This is a genomic window from Sulfitobacter sp. PR48 (assembly GCF_028807335.1).
Taxonomy (GTDB): Bacteria; Pseudomonadota; Alphaproteobacteria; order Rhodobacterales; family Rhodobacteraceae; genus Sulfitobacter.
In genome coordinates this window covers 45,071-60,901 of sequence record NZ_JARAMM010000019.1, presented here as the reverse complement: position 1 = coordinate 60,901, position 15,831 = coordinate 45,071, and the positions used below count along the sequence as shown (strand labels likewise).

16 protein-coding genes are annotated in these 15,831 nt (G+C 64.9%); 9 read left to right on the top strand and 7 right to left on the bottom strand.

The window, feature by feature from the left end; all coding sequences use genetic code 11:
• Positions 1-55 precede the first annotated feature (55 nt).
• From lptF to blaOXA, 8 genes are all read left to right on the top strand, one after another.
• Positions 56-1,183 (top strand): LPS export ABC transporter permease LptF, encoded by a 1,128-nt coding sequence (gene lptF / locus PVW51_RS20500; RefSeq protein WP_269366394.1) that lies wholly within the window; start codon positions 56-58, stop codon positions 1,181-1,183.
• Positions 1,180-2,277, top strand: a complete 1,098-nt coding sequence (gene lptG, locus PVW51_RS20495) for an LPS export ABC transporter permease LptG (protein WP_269366395.1) — start codon at positions 1,180-1,182, stop codon at positions 2,275-2,277. The genes lptF and lptG overlap by 4 nt, the downstream gene beginning before the upstream one ends.
• Positions 2,270-4,402, top strand: coding sequence for an LPS-assembly protein LptD (locus PVW51_RS20490; RefSeq protein ID WP_443288533.1), 2,133 nt, complete (start codon positions 2,270-2,272; stop codon positions 4,400-4,402). The genes lptG and PVW51_RS20490 overlap by 8 nt, the downstream gene beginning before the upstream one ends.
• Before the next feature lie 53 nt (positions 4,403-4,455).
• On the top strand, positions 4,456-5,652 hold the full coding sequence (locus tag PVW51_RS20485; protein ID WP_338019767.1) for a peptidylprolyl isomerase: 1,197 nt from the start codon (positions 4,456-4,458) through the stop codon (positions 5,650-5,652).
• Positions 5,649-6,647, top strand: a complete 999-nt coding sequence (gene pdxA / locus PVW51_RS20480; RefSeq protein ID WP_274577152.1) for a 4-hydroxythreonine-4-phosphate dehydrogenase PdxA — start codon at positions 5,649-5,651, stop codon at positions 6,645-6,647. Before PVW51_RS20485 ends, pdxA begins: the two co-directional genes overlap by 4 nt.
• 61 nt (positions 6,648-6,708) lie before the next feature.
• A complete protein-coding gene (gene rsmA / locus PVW51_RS20475; protein ID WP_274577151.1) occupies positions 6,709-7,551 on the top strand; it encodes a 16S rRNA (adenine(1518)-N(6)/adenine(1519)-N(6))-dimethyltransferase RsmA in 843 nt (280 codons plus the stop codon).
• On the top strand, positions 7,548-8,129 hold the full coding sequence (locus PVW51_RS20470) for a hypothetical protein (RefSeq protein ID WP_274577150.1): 582 nt from the start codon (positions 7,548-7,550) through the stop codon (positions 8,127-8,129). The genes rsmA and PVW51_RS20470 overlap by 4 nt, the downstream gene beginning before the upstream one ends.
• A 2-nt stretch (positions 8,130-8,131) precedes the next feature.
• The gene (gene blaOXA, locus PVW51_RS20465) at positions 8,132-8,956 is read left to right on the top strand and encodes a class D beta-lactamase (RefSeq protein ID WP_274577148.1); all 825 of its coding nucleotides are present in this window, start codon (positions 8,132-8,134) and stop codon (positions 8,954-8,956) included.
• A 260-nt stretch (positions 8,957-9,216) separates the two neighbouring features.
• On the opposite strand, the gene PVW51_RS20460 is transcribed toward blaOXA, so the two are convergent.
• The 3 genes from PVW51_RS20460 to prfA all read right to left on the bottom strand — a co-directional run bounded on the left by PVW51_RS20460 (position 9,217) and on the right by prfA (position 11,977).
• A complete protein-coding gene (locus tag PVW51_RS20460) occupies positions 9,217-9,879 on the bottom strand; it encodes a DUF4167 domain-containing protein (RefSeq protein WP_274577147.1) in 663 nt (220 codons plus the stop codon).
• Positions 9,880-10,088: 209 nt separating this feature from the next.
• Complete coding sequence (gene prmC / locus PVW51_RS20455; RefSeq protein ID WP_274577146.1) at positions 10,089-10,925, bottom strand: peptide chain release factor N(5)-glutamine methyltransferase; 837 nt, start codon at positions 10,923-10,925, stop codon at positions 10,089-10,091.
• The gene (gene prfA, locus PVW51_RS20450) at positions 10,922-11,977 is read right to left on the bottom strand and encodes a peptide chain release factor 1 (RefSeq protein ID WP_274577145.1); all 1,056 of its coding nucleotides are present in this window, start codon (positions 11,975-11,977) and stop codon (positions 10,922-10,924) included. The genes prmC and prfA overlap by 4 nt, the downstream gene beginning before the upstream one ends.
• Before the next feature lie 62 nt (positions 11,978-12,039).
• Here prfA and PVW51_RS20445 point away from each other — a divergent pair, with 62 nt between their 5' ends.
• Entirely contained in the window at positions 12,040-12,327 is a 288-nt protein-coding gene (locus PVW51_RS20445) for a hypothetical protein (RefSeq protein WP_274577175.1), read from the top strand.
• Here the strand turns inward: PVW51_RS20445 and PVW51_RS20440 are convergent.
• The 4 genes from PVW51_RS20440 to PVW51_RS20425 are packed head-to-tail and all read right to left on the bottom strand — an operon-like array spanning position 12,274 to position 15,814.
• On the bottom strand, positions 12,274-12,684 hold the full coding sequence (locus PVW51_RS20440; protein WP_274577144.1) for a DUF1499 domain-containing protein: 411 nt from the start codon (positions 12,682-12,684) through the stop codon (positions 12,274-12,276). The genes PVW51_RS20445 and PVW51_RS20440 overlap by 54 nt on opposite strands.
• 47 nt (positions 12,685-12,731) lie before the next feature.
• Positions 12,732-13,679 carry an agmatinase gene (speB, locus tag PVW51_RS20435; protein ID WP_274577143.1) on the bottom strand — a complete coding sequence of 316 codons (948 nt, stop codon included), beginning with the start codon at positions 13,677-13,679 and terminating at the stop codon, positions 12,732-12,734.
• Complete coding sequence (gene speB / locus PVW51_RS20430; RefSeq protein ID WP_274577142.1) at positions 13,676-14,641, bottom strand: agmatinase; 966 nt, start codon at positions 14,639-14,641, stop codon at positions 13,676-13,678. The genes speB (PVW51_RS20435) and speB (PVW51_RS20430) overlap by 4 nt, the downstream gene beginning before the upstream one ends.
• 3 nt (positions 14,642-14,644) lie before the next feature.
• On the bottom strand, positions 14,645-15,814 hold the full coding sequence (locus PVW51_RS20425; protein ID WP_274577141.1) for a M20 aminoacylase family protein: 1,170 nt from the start codon (positions 15,812-15,814) through the stop codon (positions 14,645-14,647).
• Between the last annotated feature and the right edge of the window lie 17 nt (positions 15,815-15,831).

Below are 15,831 nucleotides of genomic sequence, written 5' to 3'. Positions count from 1 at the left end.
TTGTCGCATTCAACATCGCCGTCAGAGCGCCGGATGACACCTTGGGGGGATCGCAGTGGCCAGAGTTGACCGCTACATGCTGTCGCAGTTTCTGCTGCTGTTCGGCTTTTTCGCGCTCGTATTGGTGGCGCTGTTCTGGATCAACCGGGCGGTTTTGCTGTTCGATCGGCTGATCGGGGACGGCCAGTCGGCGCTGGTGTTCCTGGAGTTCACCGCCCTTGGCCTGCCCAAGCTGATCCTGACCGTGCTGCCCATCGCCGCCTTTGCCGGTGCGGCCTATGTCACCAACCGGATGAGCAGCGAAAGCGAGCTGACCGTGCTGCAATCGACCGGCTCCGGCCCCTGGCGGCTGGCGCGGCCGGTGTTCATCTACGGCCTCTGCGTTGCGGGCATGATGTCCGTGCTCAGCCATTTTCTGGTGCCCATGGCGCAGGGCCAGCTCAGCCAGCGCGAAAACGAGATTTCCCAGAACGTCACCGCGCGGCTGCTGACCGAAGGCACCTTCCTGCATCCGGGCGAGAACGTCACCTTCTACACCCGGCTGATCGACACCGACGGCGTGCTGCGCGATGTTTTCCTGTCCGACCGGCGCAATGCGCTCGAAGGGGTGATCTATACCGCCGCCGAAGCCTATCTGGTGCGCAATGGCGAGGGCACGACGCTGATCATGGTGGACGGGCTGGCACAGCGCCTGAACCAGGAAACCAAACGGCTGGCCACGGCAAAGTTCCGGGACTTTTCCTTTGATATCTCGGCACTTGTCAGCAAGTCTGCCGGGCGGCAGATCTCGACGCCAAATCTGACAACACCGGCTTTCCTGACCTCCTGGGATCAACTGTCGAGGGAGTCGGGCGACAGCCTAGGCACCATCGCGGAAGAGTTCCATTCCCGCTTTGCCCAGCCGCTGTTCTGCGTGGTGGCGGCGATGGTCGGCTTTTCCACCCTGTTGCTGGGCGGCTTCTCGCGCTTCGGGGTCTGGCGCGAGGTGGTCATCGCCTTTGGCCTGCTTATCGCAATCGACGGGTTTCGCGGCGCGCTGGTGGACGAGGTGCTGACCGATCCCGCCAACTGGCCGCTGATGTACATGCCGGTGCTTGTCGGGGCGATCCTGGTGGTGGCGATGCTTTCGGTGGCATCGCGGCCCGGCCTGTTGCGGCGCCGCAGACCGGGGGCCGCCGCATGATCCTGCATCTCTATTTCGCACGGCGCTTTGCCGTGACCTTTGTCACCATCACCGCGATTCTGTTCGCGCTGGTGATGCTGGTCGATGCGGTCGAGCAGGCGCGCCGGTTCGGCAGCTATGACCTGGGTTGGCAGCGCATCCTGGGGCTGACCCTGCTGAACGCACCGCAAACCATCAACCTGATCCTGCCGCTGATCATGATCCTTGCCACCGTGGCATTGTTCATCTCGCTGGCCCGCTCCTCCGAGATGGTGGTGACGCGGGCCGCGGGCCGCTCCGCCCTGCGCGCCCTGATCGCGCCGGTGGTGGTTGCGCTGATCATCGGTGTGATGGCCGTGGGCATGCTGAACCCCATCGTGGCGGCCACCAACAACCGCTATCTGCAGCTCTCCGAAAGCTACCGCGCCGACGGGGCCTCTGCCCTGTCGATCAGCGACGAGGGGCTGTGGCTGCGCCAGGGCAATGTCGATGGGCAGACCGTGATCCGCGCCTGGCGCTCGAATGCCGATGCCTCGGTGCTCTATGACGTGACCTTCATCACCTATGAGCATGACCGCGGGCCGGTGCGCCGGATCGAGGCCGGATCGGCCGCATTGGTCGACCGCGAATGGCGCTTGCGCGATGCCAAGTCATGGCCGCTGGAGGCCGGGGTCAATGCCGAAGGCAATGCCACCACCCACGCGTTGCTGACCATTCCCTCCTCCCTGACGGTGGAGCGGATCCGCGAAAGCATCGGCGCGCCCGGCGCGGTCTCGATCTATGAGCTGCCCGCCTTCATCCGCCAGCTGGAGCAGGCAGGCTTCAGCCCCCGCAAGCACCGGGTCTGGCTTCAGGCCGAGTTCGCGCGGCCGTTTTTCCTGATGGCGATGGTTCTTGTTGCGAGCGCCTTCACCATGCGGCATACCAGATTTGGTGGTACAGGGGTCGCTGTACTGGCATCTGTGCTATTGGGGTTCACCTTGTATTTCATTCGCAGCTTCGCACAAATCCTTGGCGAAAACGGGCAGATTCCCGTTCTGCTCGCTGCCTGGGCGCCGCCTGCGGTTGCGATCCTGCTGGCACTTGGCCTGCTCCTGCATGCAGAGGATGGATAAACGCGTGTGCCGCTGGCTGCTCATACTGGCCCTCACCGTGATGCCGCTGATCGCCAGGGCACAGCAGGGCACGCCACCCGCGGCGGTACTGGTGGCCGACCAGGTCTTCCTGACCCGTGACCGGACGCTGGTGGCCCAGGGCAACGTGGAGGCCTTTCAGGGCGAAACCCGCCTGCGCGCCCGTACGATCAGCTACAACCAGGCCACCGGCGCGCTCACCATCGAGGGGCCCATCGTCATCTCCGAAGGCGAGGATACGCTGATCCTGGCGGATGCGGCGGAACTGGACCCGGATCTGCAGAACGGCCTGTTGCGGGGTGCCCGGCTGATCCTGAACCAGCAGTTGCAACTGGCCGCCAACCAGATCAACCGCGTCGACGGGCGCTACAGCCAGCTTTACAAGACCGCCGTGACCTCCTGCAAAGTCTGCGAGGACGGGCGCGCACCGCTTTGGCAGATCAGGGCAAAGCGGGTGATCCACGACAAGCTCGAACAGCAGCTCTATTTCGACGAAGCATCCTTCCACATCCGCAACGTCCCGATCTTCTACCTGCCGCGCCTGCGCCTGCCCGACCCGACGCTGGCACGGGCCACCGGGTTCCTTCAGCCCTCGATCCGGACCACCTCGCAACTGGGCACCGGCTTCAAGCTTCCCTATTTCATCAAGCTCGGGGAACACCGCGACCTGACCCTGAGCCCCTATCTGTCCAGCGCCACCCGGACCCTCGAATTCCGCTACCGCCAGGCCTTCCGGTCCGGACGTATCCAGTTCGACGGCGCCTATACCCGCGACGACCAGCGCCCCGGCGAAACCCGGGGATATCTCTTTGGCGTGGGCCGGTTTGACCTGGCGCGCGACTATGTGCTGGAATTCGGGATCGAAACCACCAGCGACCCCGCCTATCTGAAAGACTACGGCTATTCCGCCAAGGACCGCCTCTCCAGCCAGATTACAGTGAGCCGCGCGCGGCGCGACGCCTATGTGCGCGCCAGCATCTACAATTTCGAATCCCTCCGCGATACGGAGGTGAACGACGAATTGCCCACCATCGTGCTGGACGGCGACTACGAGCGGCGGCTGTTCCCCTCGGGCATCGGCGGCGAGTTGCGGATGCGCATTCAGGCACACAGCCACCGGCGCACCTCGGATGCCGATATCATCGGGCGCGACGTGGCCCGCCTGCACGGCGAAGTCAAATGGCTGCGGCGCATGACCTTCGGCAACGGGCTGGTTGCGGACGGGCAGATCGGCGCCAGCTTCAATGCCTTCGATATCGTGCAGGACAGCAGCTTTGCCCAGAACCACTCCGACATCGTGCCGGCGGCGGCCATTGCCCTGCGCTATCCGATGATCCGGCGCGGCAGGGGCGGCGTGTCCCAGCTGCTGGAACCGATCGCACAGATCGGCTGGTCCGGCGGCAACCGTCTGGCCATCCCCAATGATGAAAGCACCCGGGTCGAATTCGACGAAGGCAACCTGCTGTCGCTGTCGCGGTTTCCACGGCCCGACCGGCGCGAAAGACATGCGGTGGCGGCCATCGGCGTCAACTGGTCGCGCTTTGACCCCACCGGATGGGACGCGCATCTGACCATCGGCCAGGTCCTGCGCGAGAAATCCGACCTTGAATTCACCACGACATCTGGCCTGGCAGGCACCTCTTCGGATTTCCTGCTGGCGGGCCAGATCAAGACCGCACAGGGCCTGTCCCTCACCGGGCGCGGCTTGTTCGACGACAATTTCCAGTTTGCCAAGGCCGAGCTGCGCGGCGACTGGGACTTTACCCGCGGACGCCTGGGCGGCAGCTATGTCTGGCTCGATGCCGACCCGGCCGAGGACCGCACCCAGGCAGTCTCCGAGATCGCGCTTGATGGCGATTACCGGATCAACCGACAATGGACCGCCTCGGCCGACTGGCGATTCGACGTGGCCGACGACCGCGCCGCCTCGGCGGGGCTCGGCCTGACCTACAACAATGAATGCGTATCGGTCGACCTTTCGGTCAATCGGCGCTATTCCACTTCAACAAGTGTTGAGCCCTCAACCAATATCGGTTTTAACATCGGGCTCAGGGGCTTTGCCGCCTCCAACGGAACAGAAAGATACGTGCGCTCATGCCGGAACTGATCAGACCGACACCTTCGTTCATCTCAAGGTGGGCGTTCATCCCGAGGTGGGCCGTGGCCCTTGGACTGGCGCTGTGCCTGCTGGTGCCGCCTGCCGTCATGGCGCAGAACCTCTATGCCCCCGTGGCGCGCGTGAATGACAGGATCGTCACCGAATTCGAGGTCCAGCAACGGCAGCGCTTCATGCAACTGCTGAACGCCCCCGGCGCGGACCGCGAGAATGTCATCGACGAGCTGATAAATGACCGTCTGCACGACGAATTCGCCGCCCGGTTCGATCTGAAACTGTCCGACGAGGCGGTCCAGTCCGGACTGTCCGATTTCGCCGCCCGCGCCAATCTCAGCGTGGAAGAATTCACCACCGCGCTGGAACAATCCGGCGTGTCGCAGCAGACTTTCCGCGATTTCGTCGTCACCCAGCTCACCTGGCGCGACCTGATCCGCGCCCGCTATGGCGCACAGGTGAACATCTCCGACGCCGAGATCGACCGCGAACTTGGCCGCAGCGGCGCGGGCAGCGGCATCCGCGTGCTCCTGTCGGAAATCATCATCCCCGCCCCGCCGCAGCAGGCCGCACGTGTCAACGCGCTGGCGGACCGGATTGCCCAAAGCAAGTCGGAGGCCGAATTCTCCCGCTATGCCCAGCAGTATTCCGCAACCGCCTCCCGTGGCCGGGGCGGCCGGATGCCCTGGACCCCGCTGGAAAAACTCCCGCCCTCGCTGGCCCCCATCCTGCTGGCGCTCGCCCCCGGTGAGGTGACATCGCCGCTGCCTATTCCCAATGCCGTGGCGCTGTTCCAGCTGCGCGGGATCGAGGAAACCGGCGCGCCCGCCAAATCCTATTCCGAAATCGAATATGCCGCCTATTACATCCCCGGCGGTCGCAGCGAAGCGGCCCTGAACGAGGCCGCCCGCGTGCGCAGCGAGGTCGACACCTGCAACGATCTTTATGCCGTGGCCCAGGGCCAGCCCGAAAGCGTGCTGGACCGTGGCGCCAAGAAACCGGCGGAAATCCCGCAGGACATCGCGATCGAACTGGCCAAGCTCGATCCGGGTGAAAGCTCGACCGCGCTGACGCGGGCGGGCGGGCAGACGCTGGTGTTCCTGATGCTGTGCAAACGCACCGCCGAGGCCAATGCCGAGGTCAGCCGAGAGGCCGTGGTGTCGAGCCTGCGCCAGCGCAAACTGCAAGGCTATGCGGACCAGCTGACGGAACAATTGCGCGCCGATGCCCGCATCATCATGAAATGACCGAAGCCCCCCGGGACGGCGCGCTGCTGGACAGGCCTGTGGTGATCTCCTGTGGTGAACCCGCAGGCATCGGACCCGAAGTGGCCGCCCGCGCATGGATGGCCCTTGCCGGTGAAATCCCGATGCTCTGGCTCGGCGATCCGCGCCACCTGCCCGCCGATGTCCCGCATCGCATCGTCACCGATGCGGCAGAGGCGGCCGGGGTCTCTTCAGATGCGCTGCCGGTGCTGGCGCATGACTTTGGCCCCGCCATGACACCCGGCGCCGCGCGCCCCGAACATGCGCAGGGCGTGATCGACATGATTGCGCTCGGGGTCGGGATGGTGCGCGACGGCAGGGCCTGCGCCCTATGTACCGCCCCGATCCACAAGAAGGCGCTGAAGGACGGGGCCGGTTTTGCCTATCCCGGCCATACCGAATACCTGGCCGCGCTTGCCGGTGTCTCTCAGGTGGTGATGATGCTGGCCTCGGATCAGTTGCGCGTGGTCCCGGCAACGATCCACATCGCACTGTCCGAGGTGCCGCTGGCCCTGACCCCCGACAGCCTGCGCCGCACCATCGAGATCACCCATGCGGGCCTGCGCGACCTCTTCGGCATCGCCGCCCCCCGCCTTGCCATCGCCGGGCTGAACCCCCATGCGGGCGAAGGCGGCGCCATGGGCCGCGAGGAGCTGGACTGGATCGCACCGCTGATCGCCGGGATGCGCAGCGCCGGGTTTGACCTCACCGGCCCCCTGCCCGCCGACACCATGTTCCACGCCGCCGCCCGCACGCGTTATGACGCGGCGGTGGCGATGTACCACGATCAGGCGCTGATCCCGATCAAGACGCTGGATTTCGACAGGGGCGTGAACGTGACCCTGGGCCTGCCCTTCGTGCGCACCTCGCCCGATCACGGCACCGCCTTCGACATCGCGGGCAAGGGGCTGGCCAACCCCACCAGCATGATCGAGGCGATCCGGCTCGCCCACCGCATGGCCAGGGGCACCGCATGATGCTTCATTGTTCCCGAAATACACCTATCCCGGCCCCGCGTCCGGGCGCAGGTCTCCCCGCATGAGCGCCATCGATTCCCTGCCGCCCCTGCGCGAGGTGATCCAGACCCATGGCCTCTCGGCGCGCAAGTCGCTGGGGCAGAACTTCCTGCTGGATCTGAACCTGACCGCCAAGATCGCCCGTCAGGCGGGCAATGTCGCGGCATGCGACGTGCTCGAAATCGGGCCCGGCCCCGGCGGGCTGACCCGTGGACTGCTGTCGGAAGGGGCACGCCATGTGCTGGCCATCGAAAAAGACAGCCGCTGCCGCCCCGCATTGGAGGAGATCGCCGCCGCCTATCCCGGCAGGCTGACGGTGCTCGAAGGCGACGCGCTGGACATCGACCCGCTGGCCCATCTGACGCCGCCGATCCGGGTGGCGGCCAACCTGCCCTATAATGTCGGCACCGAGCTGCTGATACGCTGGCTGACCCCGCGCGACTGGCCGCCCTTCTGGGAAAGCCTGACCCTGATGTTCCAGCGCGAAGTGGCCGAACGCATCGTGGCGCTGCCGGGCAGCAAGGCCTATGGCCGCCTCGCCCTGCTGGCGCAATGGCGGGCAGAGGCGCGGATCGTCATGCATCTGCCGCCCGGTGCCTTTACCCCGCCGCCCAAGGTTTCCTCTGCCGTGGTCCATCTGACCGCCCTGCCGGAACCGCGTTTTCCGGCTGATGCGGCAGTGCTGAACCGCGTGGTCGCCATGGCCTTCAACCAGCGCCGCAAGATGCTGCGCTCGGCGCTCAAGGGCATCTCCCCCGATATCGAGGATCTGCTGAAGGCCGCAGGCATCGCCCCGACCGAACGCGCCGAACAGGTCCCGCTTGAAGGCTTCTGCGCCCTCGCCCGCGAAGTGGCAAAACGATGATCCGCTGGCTTGCCGCACTGGCGCTGCTCTGCGCACTTGCCGCCTGCGCCCCCACCGGCCCCTCACAGGGGTCGCGGGCGGATGTGGCGGCGCTGACCCGGGCCTTGCAGGCGATGTCCCCCGGCGTCGACCCGGCAGAGGCCGCACGGGCCGCCGATCTGAGCTACCGCTATACCTTTCAACTGGCGCAGCAGTACCAGATCACCGATGCGCCGCTCGTGCATAACGCCAAGGTCAACGCCGGGAAAAAGCCGCGCGGGCTCTGCTATCACTGGGCCACGGACATGGAGCATCTGCTCAACCAGGCCGGCTTCGAAACGCTTGAGATCCAGCGCGCCATCGCCAATGCCGGAAACCCGATCCTGATCGAACATTCCAGCGCCGTGATCACCGCCAAAGGTGCCCCGATGCAGGCGGGCGTCATCATCGACCCCTGGCGTCAGGGCGGCACATTGTTCTGGTCGCCGGTGCTGCAGGACCGCCGCTATGACTGGAAGGAACGCAGCGCGGAACTGCGCCGCCTCGGGCGGGTCACCTATATTAACGCTGACGGCACCGCCTCCCTGCAACCGGAGTAATCATGCCCCGCATCCCCCGCCCCCTCCTGCCCGCAGCACTGGTGCTCGCCACCGGCATCGGCATGGCCTCTGCCACCGGGGCGGAAACCCTCTGTACCCTGGTGATGGATGCACAAAGCGCCGCGATCCTTATTGAGCAGGGCGACTGCGGCACGCGGGTCACCCCGGCCTCGACCTTCAAGATCCCGCTGGCGGTGATGGGGTATGATGCAGGCATCCTGGAAGATGCCCATGCGCCCCTGCTTTCCTACCGCCCCGGCGAAGCGGACTGGGGTGGCGCCAACTGGACCCGCGACACCGATCCGACCGATTGGCTGACCTATTCGGTGGTCTGGTACTCGCAGCGGATCACAGCCGCCCTGGGCCAGCACCGGCTGACCGGTTATGCGGTGGCATTTGACTACGGCAATGCCGATTTTTCCGGTGATGCAGGCTTTGACAACGGCCTGGAACGCGCCTGGATCGCATCCTCGCTGAAAGTGTCGCCGCTTGAGCAGGCGGGCTTCCTGCGCGCCTTGTTGCGCGATACCCTGCCCGTCACCCCCCGGGCCATGGCACAGACCCGCGCCATCGTCGAACAACGCACCGTCGAAGGCTGGACCCTGCACGGCAAGACCGGCGGTGCCTACCCGCGCCGGGCAGACCGCAGTTTCGACTATGCGCGCGGCTGGGGATGGTATGTCGGCTGGGCAGAGATGGGCAAACGCAGGCTGATCTTTGTCAGGCTGACACAGGACGACAGGCATCAGAAGCTGTCACCGGGCATCCGCGCCCGCGACGCCTTTATCGGGAAATGGCCGGAACTGGCCCGGAGCCTGCAACCCTGATTTCCTGAACATGCAGATGCCGAGATCGGGCCAAGGAAAAGGCCCGGCAAAGCGCCTATAGCGCTTCGGGATATACCTGAATCACTTGTTCGCTGCCTCTCCCTGCGGTCGAACGCGAAAAGTGATGTTGGATGTTTCAAGTTAATCCCGAAACGCTGTAAAGCGTCATGCAAAAAACCAGACTCACGTAACACTGCCTGAAATCAGAGATTTCAATGCGTCACGTGATGCCTGATACGTCAGGACTTTCGTCAGACGCTTTATTCCGCAGCCTGGCTCGGATCGCTGCTGTCGCTCTCCGCCTTGGGCTTGCGACGATAGGTGCGCTTGGGCTTGGGCTTGCTTTCCGGCGTTTCCACCAGACCGCTGCTGTCCTGATCATCGTCATCGCTGCCACCGGTCACGAAATCGGGCAGTGACGCAGGATCGCTCTGTGCCGCCGGCTTCCTGCTGCGCTTGGGCTTTTCAGGCGCAGGCTGCTTGGCCTCTTCGACCACCGGCTGCTGATCACCACCCGGCTGGGGCTGATCGCCCGGAAGGCTGTTGTTCTGATTGTTGTTCTGCTGATTCTGACTGCCGTCGCGTTCCTGACGCTCCGACCGCTCGCGGTCGCGTTCGGCCTGACGCTCGCGGTTCTGGCGCTCCTGCTCCTCGCGGCGCTGGTCAATCTCGCGCTGCGCTTCGGACAGCAGGCGCAGGTAATGCTCCGCATGCTGCTGAAAGTTTTCTGCCGCAACGCGGTCGTTGCTCAGCTGCGCGTCGCGGGCAAGCTGATTGTATTTCTCAATCACCTGCTGGGGCGTGCCGCGCACCTTGCCTTCGGGACCGCTGCTGTCAAAGACGCGGTTGACGACATTACCGCCGCTTTGCGGCTGCCGGTTGCGGTTATTCTTGGACCGGGACCGTGATCTGCTGGATTTCATGAAATGATGTCAGTCTTTGGTGAGTTGTCAAAAGAACCGGTGCAGCGATCATCGCCAAATTGCACCCGATTGCGAAAGATTGTTGGGCTTACCGCCGCGCGGGACCGCCAAAGGCATCCACCGCTGCAACACCTTCGATAAAACATGGGAGGGGCGACAGGGCAAGGGCAAAGTGGCGAAAATTAAATAAAGTGGCCCGTTTCCGCCACTCAGGCCGGGTTTGCGGCCCTTACCACCCGTGCGCGCCCGCCCAGATCATGGGCCAGATGCACGTCACCCCAGCCGGCGCGCCGGAAAATCTCCTGCACCGCATCGCCCTGCTGCCAGCCGATTTCCACCAGCACCCGGCCGGTTGCGGTCAGATAGCCCTGCGCCTCCGCCGCAATGGTCCGATAGGCCGACAGCCCGTCCGCCCCGTCGGTCAGCGCGATGCGCGGCTCGTGATCGCGCAGCTCCGGCGCCACGTCGGCCATTTCATCGGCAGCAAGGTAAGGAGGATTGGACACGATCAGGTCAAAGCGCCCCTCAACCGCATCGAACCAGTCCGATTGCCGGATATCCGCCCGCGCCGCCACCCCGTGCACCATGGCATTGGCGCTGGCCTGCAGGCAGGCCCCCTCCGACAGGTCGATCCCCAGCCCCGTCGCCTCTTTCCGCTCCGCCAGCAGGGTCACGAGGATGCAACCCGACCCGATGCCAAGGTCCAGCACCCGCGCGAAAGGCGCACCAAGCGCCAGTTCGATCAGCGTCTCGGTTTCCGGCCGCGGGTCCAGCACATCGCGGCTGACCTTGAAATCGCGGCCATAAAAGGCCCTTGCGCCCACCAGCTGGCTGACCGGCACCCGCACCGCCCTGAGCGACACCAGCCGCTCGAACCGCTCCGCGATTTCGGGCGCCACCTCTTCCGGGGCAATCAGCGTCACCCGCCCGGCATCCACCGATGCGGCATGGGCCAGCAACAGCCGCGCATCGCGGGCCGGGTCCGGCACGCCCGCCGCCCTCAGCCGCGCCGCAGCCGCCGCCATCAGGGCGCCCGCGGTGGTCATGCGTTCATCGCCGCAAGCTGCTGCGCCTGGGCATCCGCCGTCAGCGCATCCACGATCTCGTCCAGATCGCCCTGCATCACCGCATCCAGCCGGTAGAGCGTCAGGTTGATCCGGTGGTCGGTCATCCGCCCTTGCGGAAAATTATAGGTCCTGATCCGCTCCGACCGGTCACCGGAGCCAACCTGTGCCGCCCGGTCGGCTGAACGTTCACTGTCCACCCGCGAGCGTTCCATGTCGTAAAGCCGCGCCTTGAGCACCTGCATCGCCTTGTCCCGGTTGCGGTGCTGCGATTTCTCGGAAGAGGTCACCACGATGCCCGTCGGGATATGGGTGATCCGCACGGCGGAATCGGTTGTATTGACGTGCTGCCCCCCGGCGCCCGAGGACCGCATCGTGTCGATGCGCAGGTCATTGGCATTGATCTCGATATCCACGTCCTCGGCCTCCGGCAGCACCGCGACAGTGGCGGCAGAGGTGTGGATGCGCCCGCCGCTCTCGGTGCTGGGCACCCGCTGCACCCGGTGCACGCCGCTTTCGAACTTGAGCCGGGCAAAGACATTCTGGCCGGTGACATGGGCCACCACTTCCTTGACCCCGCCCAGCTCCGTCATCTGGCTTTCGATCAGGTCGAACCCCCAGCCGCGCGCCTCGGCATAGCGTTGGTACATCCGCAGCAGATCCGCCGCGAACAGGGCCGCCTCATCGCCCCCGGTGCCGGGCCGGATTTCCAGCATCGCGGGCTTGGCATCCGCCGCATCGCGGGGCAAAAGCGCCAGTTGCAGCGCCGCCTCCGCCTTCGGCAGCGCCTCTTTCAGCGTCGGCAATTCCTCACGGGCAAGCTCGGCCATCTCCGGATCGGCCAGCATCGCCCTGGCCGCCTCGATGTCCTTGAGCAACTGGCGGTAATGGTCGATCTGTTTCACCACCGGCTTCAGATCGGCATATTCCTTGGCCAATGCGGCAAAATCGGCCCCGTCGGACCCGGCAGACATGGCGGCTTCCAGGTACTGGAAGCGCTGGGTGATCTGCAAAAGACGGTCCATGGGTATCATCGTCAGGGATGTCGCCGATGGAAAGGCTTTGGTCAAGGGCCGCCGCGTGCTATAATGGCCCCATGTTTCGCGCCACGCTTCTCCTCGGGCTCATCGCCCTGCCTACCGTCACCTGGGGTGATGTCACCTCGCCCAGCGGCAAGACGGTTGATTGCTATTGCACCGACCGCAACCACAACCGCGTGGAACTGGGCGAAACCATCTGCCTGCAGGTGGATGGGCGCATGTTCATGGCGCAATGCCAGATGTCACTGAACGTGCCGATGTGGCGCGAGGTGCAAAAGGGCTGCCTGTCCTCAGAGCTGGGCCAGCCAGCCTTTAATCCGCTTGGCGTTTACCCCGAAATCTGAGCGGCCGAAGCGCAGCCTGCCAAAGACTTCGAGAATCCCGTCATCCAGGGTCACCGTGGTGTAATCGGGAAAGCCGATCCAGCGGGTGCGGCTGACATAGGTGACCTGCCCGTCCGCGACAGACCCGGCCAGAACCTGCGTCCCCTGGGTGTCGCGGATGATCCGGTCCAGCTGCGCCAGCCTGGCAGGCCCCGCCGCCCCCACATCCTCGCGCCAGATAAAGCCGCCCTCCAGTTGCGTCTCGCCCAGTGGCGCGCCGGCCGCCGCATGATGCCACCGCATCACGTTATGCGGCGCCAGCCGGACATAGCCCAGAAGCCCGCCGAGCAGGATGATCAAAATCAAGATGAAATACATGCGCACCCCGCTCTCTCATTGTTCCAAAAATACACTCTTCCGCCCTCTCAGCGGTAGGCCACCCCCGGCAGGACGCACAACAGCTCGAAAAGCAGGTTCGCCCCGGTCAGCGCCGTATTGCCCGATGTATCGTAGGGCGGCGACACTTCAACCAGGTCGGCCCCGACAATGTTCAGCCCGCGCAGCCCCCGGATCAGCTCCAGCGCCTGCATGGTGGTCAACCCGCCGATCTCCGGCGTGCCGGTGCCGGGGGCAAAGGCCGGATCAAGACTGTCGATGTCATAGGTCACATAGGTCGGCAGTTCGCCGATGTCGCGGCGGATCTCGCCGCTCAGCGCCGACAGGCTGCGCCCCCAGAGCTCATGCGCCGGGAACTGCTGAAAGCCCCAGCCCGCCGCCTCGGTAAAATCATCCGCCCCGTATCCCGTCCCGCGCAAACCGATCTGATAGACTTTCGAAGGGTTTATCAGACCTTCTTCATGTGCCCGGCGGAACACGGTGCCATGGGTCTCCCGCTCGCCGAACATCTCGTCGTTCACATCCGCATGGGCATCCACATGGATCAGCGCCACCGGCCCGTGCCGCCGCGCCATGGCGCGCAGGATCGGAAGGGTGATGGAATGATCGCCGCCGATCGCCAGCGGAATGGCATCGTAGTTGAGGATCGCGTCGTAACTCTCTGCAATAATGCGCAAACTGTCGCTCAGCGAAAAGGTGTTGATCGCCAGATCGCCAATGTCGGCCACCTGCAAACTGTCATAGGGGGCCGCCCCGGTGGCCAGGTTATAGGGCCGCAGCATCGCGCTTTCGCTGCGGACCTGCTTGGGGCCAAAGCGCGTGCCGGAGCGCCAGGAGGTGCCGATATCCATCGGCACGCCCAGCACCGCCACATCCAGCCCGGCCAGATCGTTCACCGATGGCAGCCGCATGAAGGTATTCGGCCCCGAAAACCGCGCCAGGTCGTTGCCGCTGATGGGTTGGTTCTTGCCGCTCATGCCGTCCGCATCCGGTGCCCCAGCAGACAAAGGATCTCCGTCGCCACATGCGCCCCGGCAATCGCCGTGGCCCCGGTGGTGTCAAAGGGCGGAGAGACCTCGACGATGTCGCCGCCCATGATGTTGATCCCCGCCAGATCGCGCAGCATGATCGCGCATTGCGCCGATGTCAGCCCGCCCCAGACCGGCGTGCCGGTGCCGGGGGCAAAGGCCGGGTCCAGCGCGTCGATGTCGAAGGTCAGGTAACAGGGCCGGTCTCCCAGCACTTCCTTGATCTTCGCCACGGCGGCGGCAGGCCCGTTTTGATGCACGTCGCGGGCGTCGATGGTGGTCACCCCCAATGTATCGGGGTTGGTGGTGCGGATGCCCACCTGAACGCTTGTCGCCGGGTCCACGATCCCCGATTTCACCGCCTTGTAGAACATCGTGCCATGATCGATCCGCTCCATGTCGTCATCCGGCCAGGTGTCGGAATGGGCATCGAACTGCAACAGGCTGATCGGGCCGTATTTCTCTGCATAGGCCTTGAGGATCGGAAAGCTGATGTAGTGATCGCCGCCCAGCACCACAGTTGCGGCACCGGCATCCAGAATCCCCTTGATATGCGCCGTGAGGGCGGCGGGAAACTGCGAGACATGGCCATAGTCAAAGGCCAGATCGCCATAATCCGCGATGGCAAATTCGCTCAGCACGTCGAAATCCCAGCCATAGGGCGGATCATAGGGTTGCAGCGCGCTGGCCTCGCGGATGGCGCGGGGGCCAAGGCGGGTGCCGGTGCGGTTGGTCACCGCCTGGTCAAAGGGCACGCCGGTCACGGCGATGTCCACGCCGCTGAGATCCTTGGTATAGCGCCGCCGCAGAAAGGACGTGGCCCCGCCAAAGGCGTTCTCGAAACTCGGCCCCTTCAGATCGTCGCGGGTAAAGGCCTGATCGACCTGGGTTTTCGCGTCTTCCAGCGCCATTTGTCAGCTCCCTGCCATGGGTTGCGCCCGCTCGACCAGCCGGGCAAAGAAGGATGCGCCGATGGGCGCGATCTCATCGTTGAAATTGTATTTCGGGTGATGCACGCCTGCGCCCTCACCCTGGCCCAGCAGCAGATAGGCCCCCGGCCGCGCCTCCAGCATATAGGAAAAATCCTCCGCCCCCATCACGGGCGCGAAATGGGTTTCCACCCCGGCATTGCCGGCCACTTCTTCCGCGACCGCGGCGGCGAATCCGGTGCTTGCGGGGTCATTGACCGTGGGCGGATAGCCGAATTCAAAATCCAGCTCCGCCCGCAGGTCAAAGCTGGCGGCATGGCCGTCCACGATGGCCTGCATCCGGCGTATGACCATGGCCTGCACCTCCTTGTCAAAGGTGCGCACGGTGCCGTTGATATAGATCTCTTCGGGGATCACATTGTCGGTGGTGCCGGTGTGGATCTGGGTGGTGGAGATCACCAGTTGCGACTGCGGGTTGGTGTTGCGGCTGACGATGGTCTGCAGCGATTGCACCAGCGCACAGGCGGCCACCACCGGGTCGATGCATTCATGGGGCCGCGCGCCATGGCCGCCCTGCCCGGTCAGCCGGATGGTAAAGGTATCCGCCGCCGCCATGATCGGCCCGGCGGTGGTGTGGAACCGCCCGAAATCCAGCCCCGGCGCATTGTGCAGCGCATAGACCTGGGCGATGTCGAAGCGGTCCATGACACCTTCGTTCACCATGACCTCGCCGCCGCCGCCGGCCTCTTCCGCGGGCTGGAACAGCAGTGCCACACGGCCCGCGAAATTGCGCGTCTCGGCCAGGTACTTCGCGGCCCCCAGCAGCATCGCGGTATGGCCGTCATGGCCGCAGGCATGCATCTTGCCCGCATGGGTGCTGGCATAGTCCAGCCCGGTTTCTTCGAGAATCGGCAGCGCGTCCATATCGGCGCGCAACCCGATGGTGGGGCCCACGCCCTGCCCGTTGATGATGGCCACGATCCCGGTCTTTGCCACCCCTTCGTGCAATTCGTCCACGCCGAATTCGCGCAGCCGCGCCGCGACAAAGGCCGCCGTCTCATGGCACTCCAGCCCCAGTTCCGGGATGGTGTGCAGATGCCGCCGCCAGGCGGTCATATCCTCGCTGAAATCGGCGATGCGGTTGACAACAACCATGGGCTGGACTCCTCGTA

What these genes read in the sequence shown, in the direction of transcription:
- PVW51_RS20440 (WP_274577144.1), bottom strand. Translation starts at nt 12,684, where the DNA reads ATGTATTTCATCTTGATTTTGATCATCCTGCTCGGCGGGCTTCTGGGC.
- blaOXA (WP_274577148.1), top strand. Translation starts at nt 8,132, where the DNA reads ATGCCCCGCATCCCCCGCCCCCTCCTGCCCGCAGCACTGGTGCTCGCC.
- PVW51_RS20425 (WP_274577141.1), bottom strand. Translation starts at nt 15,814, where the DNA reads ATGGTTGTTGTCAACCGCATCGCCGATTTCAGCGAGGATATGACCGCC.
- lptG (WP_269366395.1), top strand. Translation starts at nt 1,180, where the DNA reads ATGATCCTGCATCTCTATTTCGCACGGCGCTTTGCCGTGACCTTTGTC.
- PVW51_RS20490 (WP_443288533.1), top strand. Translation starts at nt 2,270, where the DNA reads ATGGATAAACGCGTGTGCCGCTGGCTGCTCATACTGGCCCTCACCGTG.
- PVW51_RS20445 (WP_274577175.1), top strand. Translation starts at nt 12,040, where the DNA reads ATGTTTCGCGCCACGCTTCTCCTCGGGCTCATCGCCCTGCCTACCGTC.
- PVW51_RS20470 (WP_274577150.1), top strand. Translation starts at nt 7,548, where the DNA reads ATGATCCGCTGGCTTGCCGCACTGGCGCTGCTCTGCGCACTTGCCGCC.
- prfA (WP_274577145.1), bottom strand. Translation starts at nt 11,977, where the DNA reads ATGATACCCATGGACCGTCTTTTGCAGATCACCCAGCGCTTCCAGTAC.
- pdxA (WP_274577152.1), top strand. Translation starts at nt 5,649, where the DNA reads ATGACCGAAGCCCCCCGGGACGGCGCGCTGCTGGACAGGCCTGTGGTG.
- PVW51_RS20460 (WP_274577147.1), bottom strand. Translation starts at nt 9,879, where the DNA reads ATGAAATCCAGCAGATCACGGTCCCGGTCCAAGAATAACCGCAACCGG.
- prmC (WP_274577146.1), bottom strand. Translation starts at nt 10,925, where the DNA reads ATGACCACCGCGGGCGCCCTGATGGCGGCGGCTGCGGCGCGGCTGAGG.
- speB (WP_274577142.1), bottom strand. Translation starts at nt 14,641, where the DNA reads ATGGCGCTGGAAGACGCGAAAACCCAGGTCGATCAGGCCTTTACCCGC.
- rsmA (WP_274577151.1), top strand. Translation starts at nt 6,709, where the DNA reads ATGAGCGCCATCGATTCCCTGCCGCCCCTGCGCGAGGTGATCCAGACC.
- speB (WP_274577143.1), bottom strand. Translation starts at nt 13,679, where the DNA reads ATGAGCGGCAAGAACCAACCCATCAGCGGCAACGACCTGGCGCGGTTT.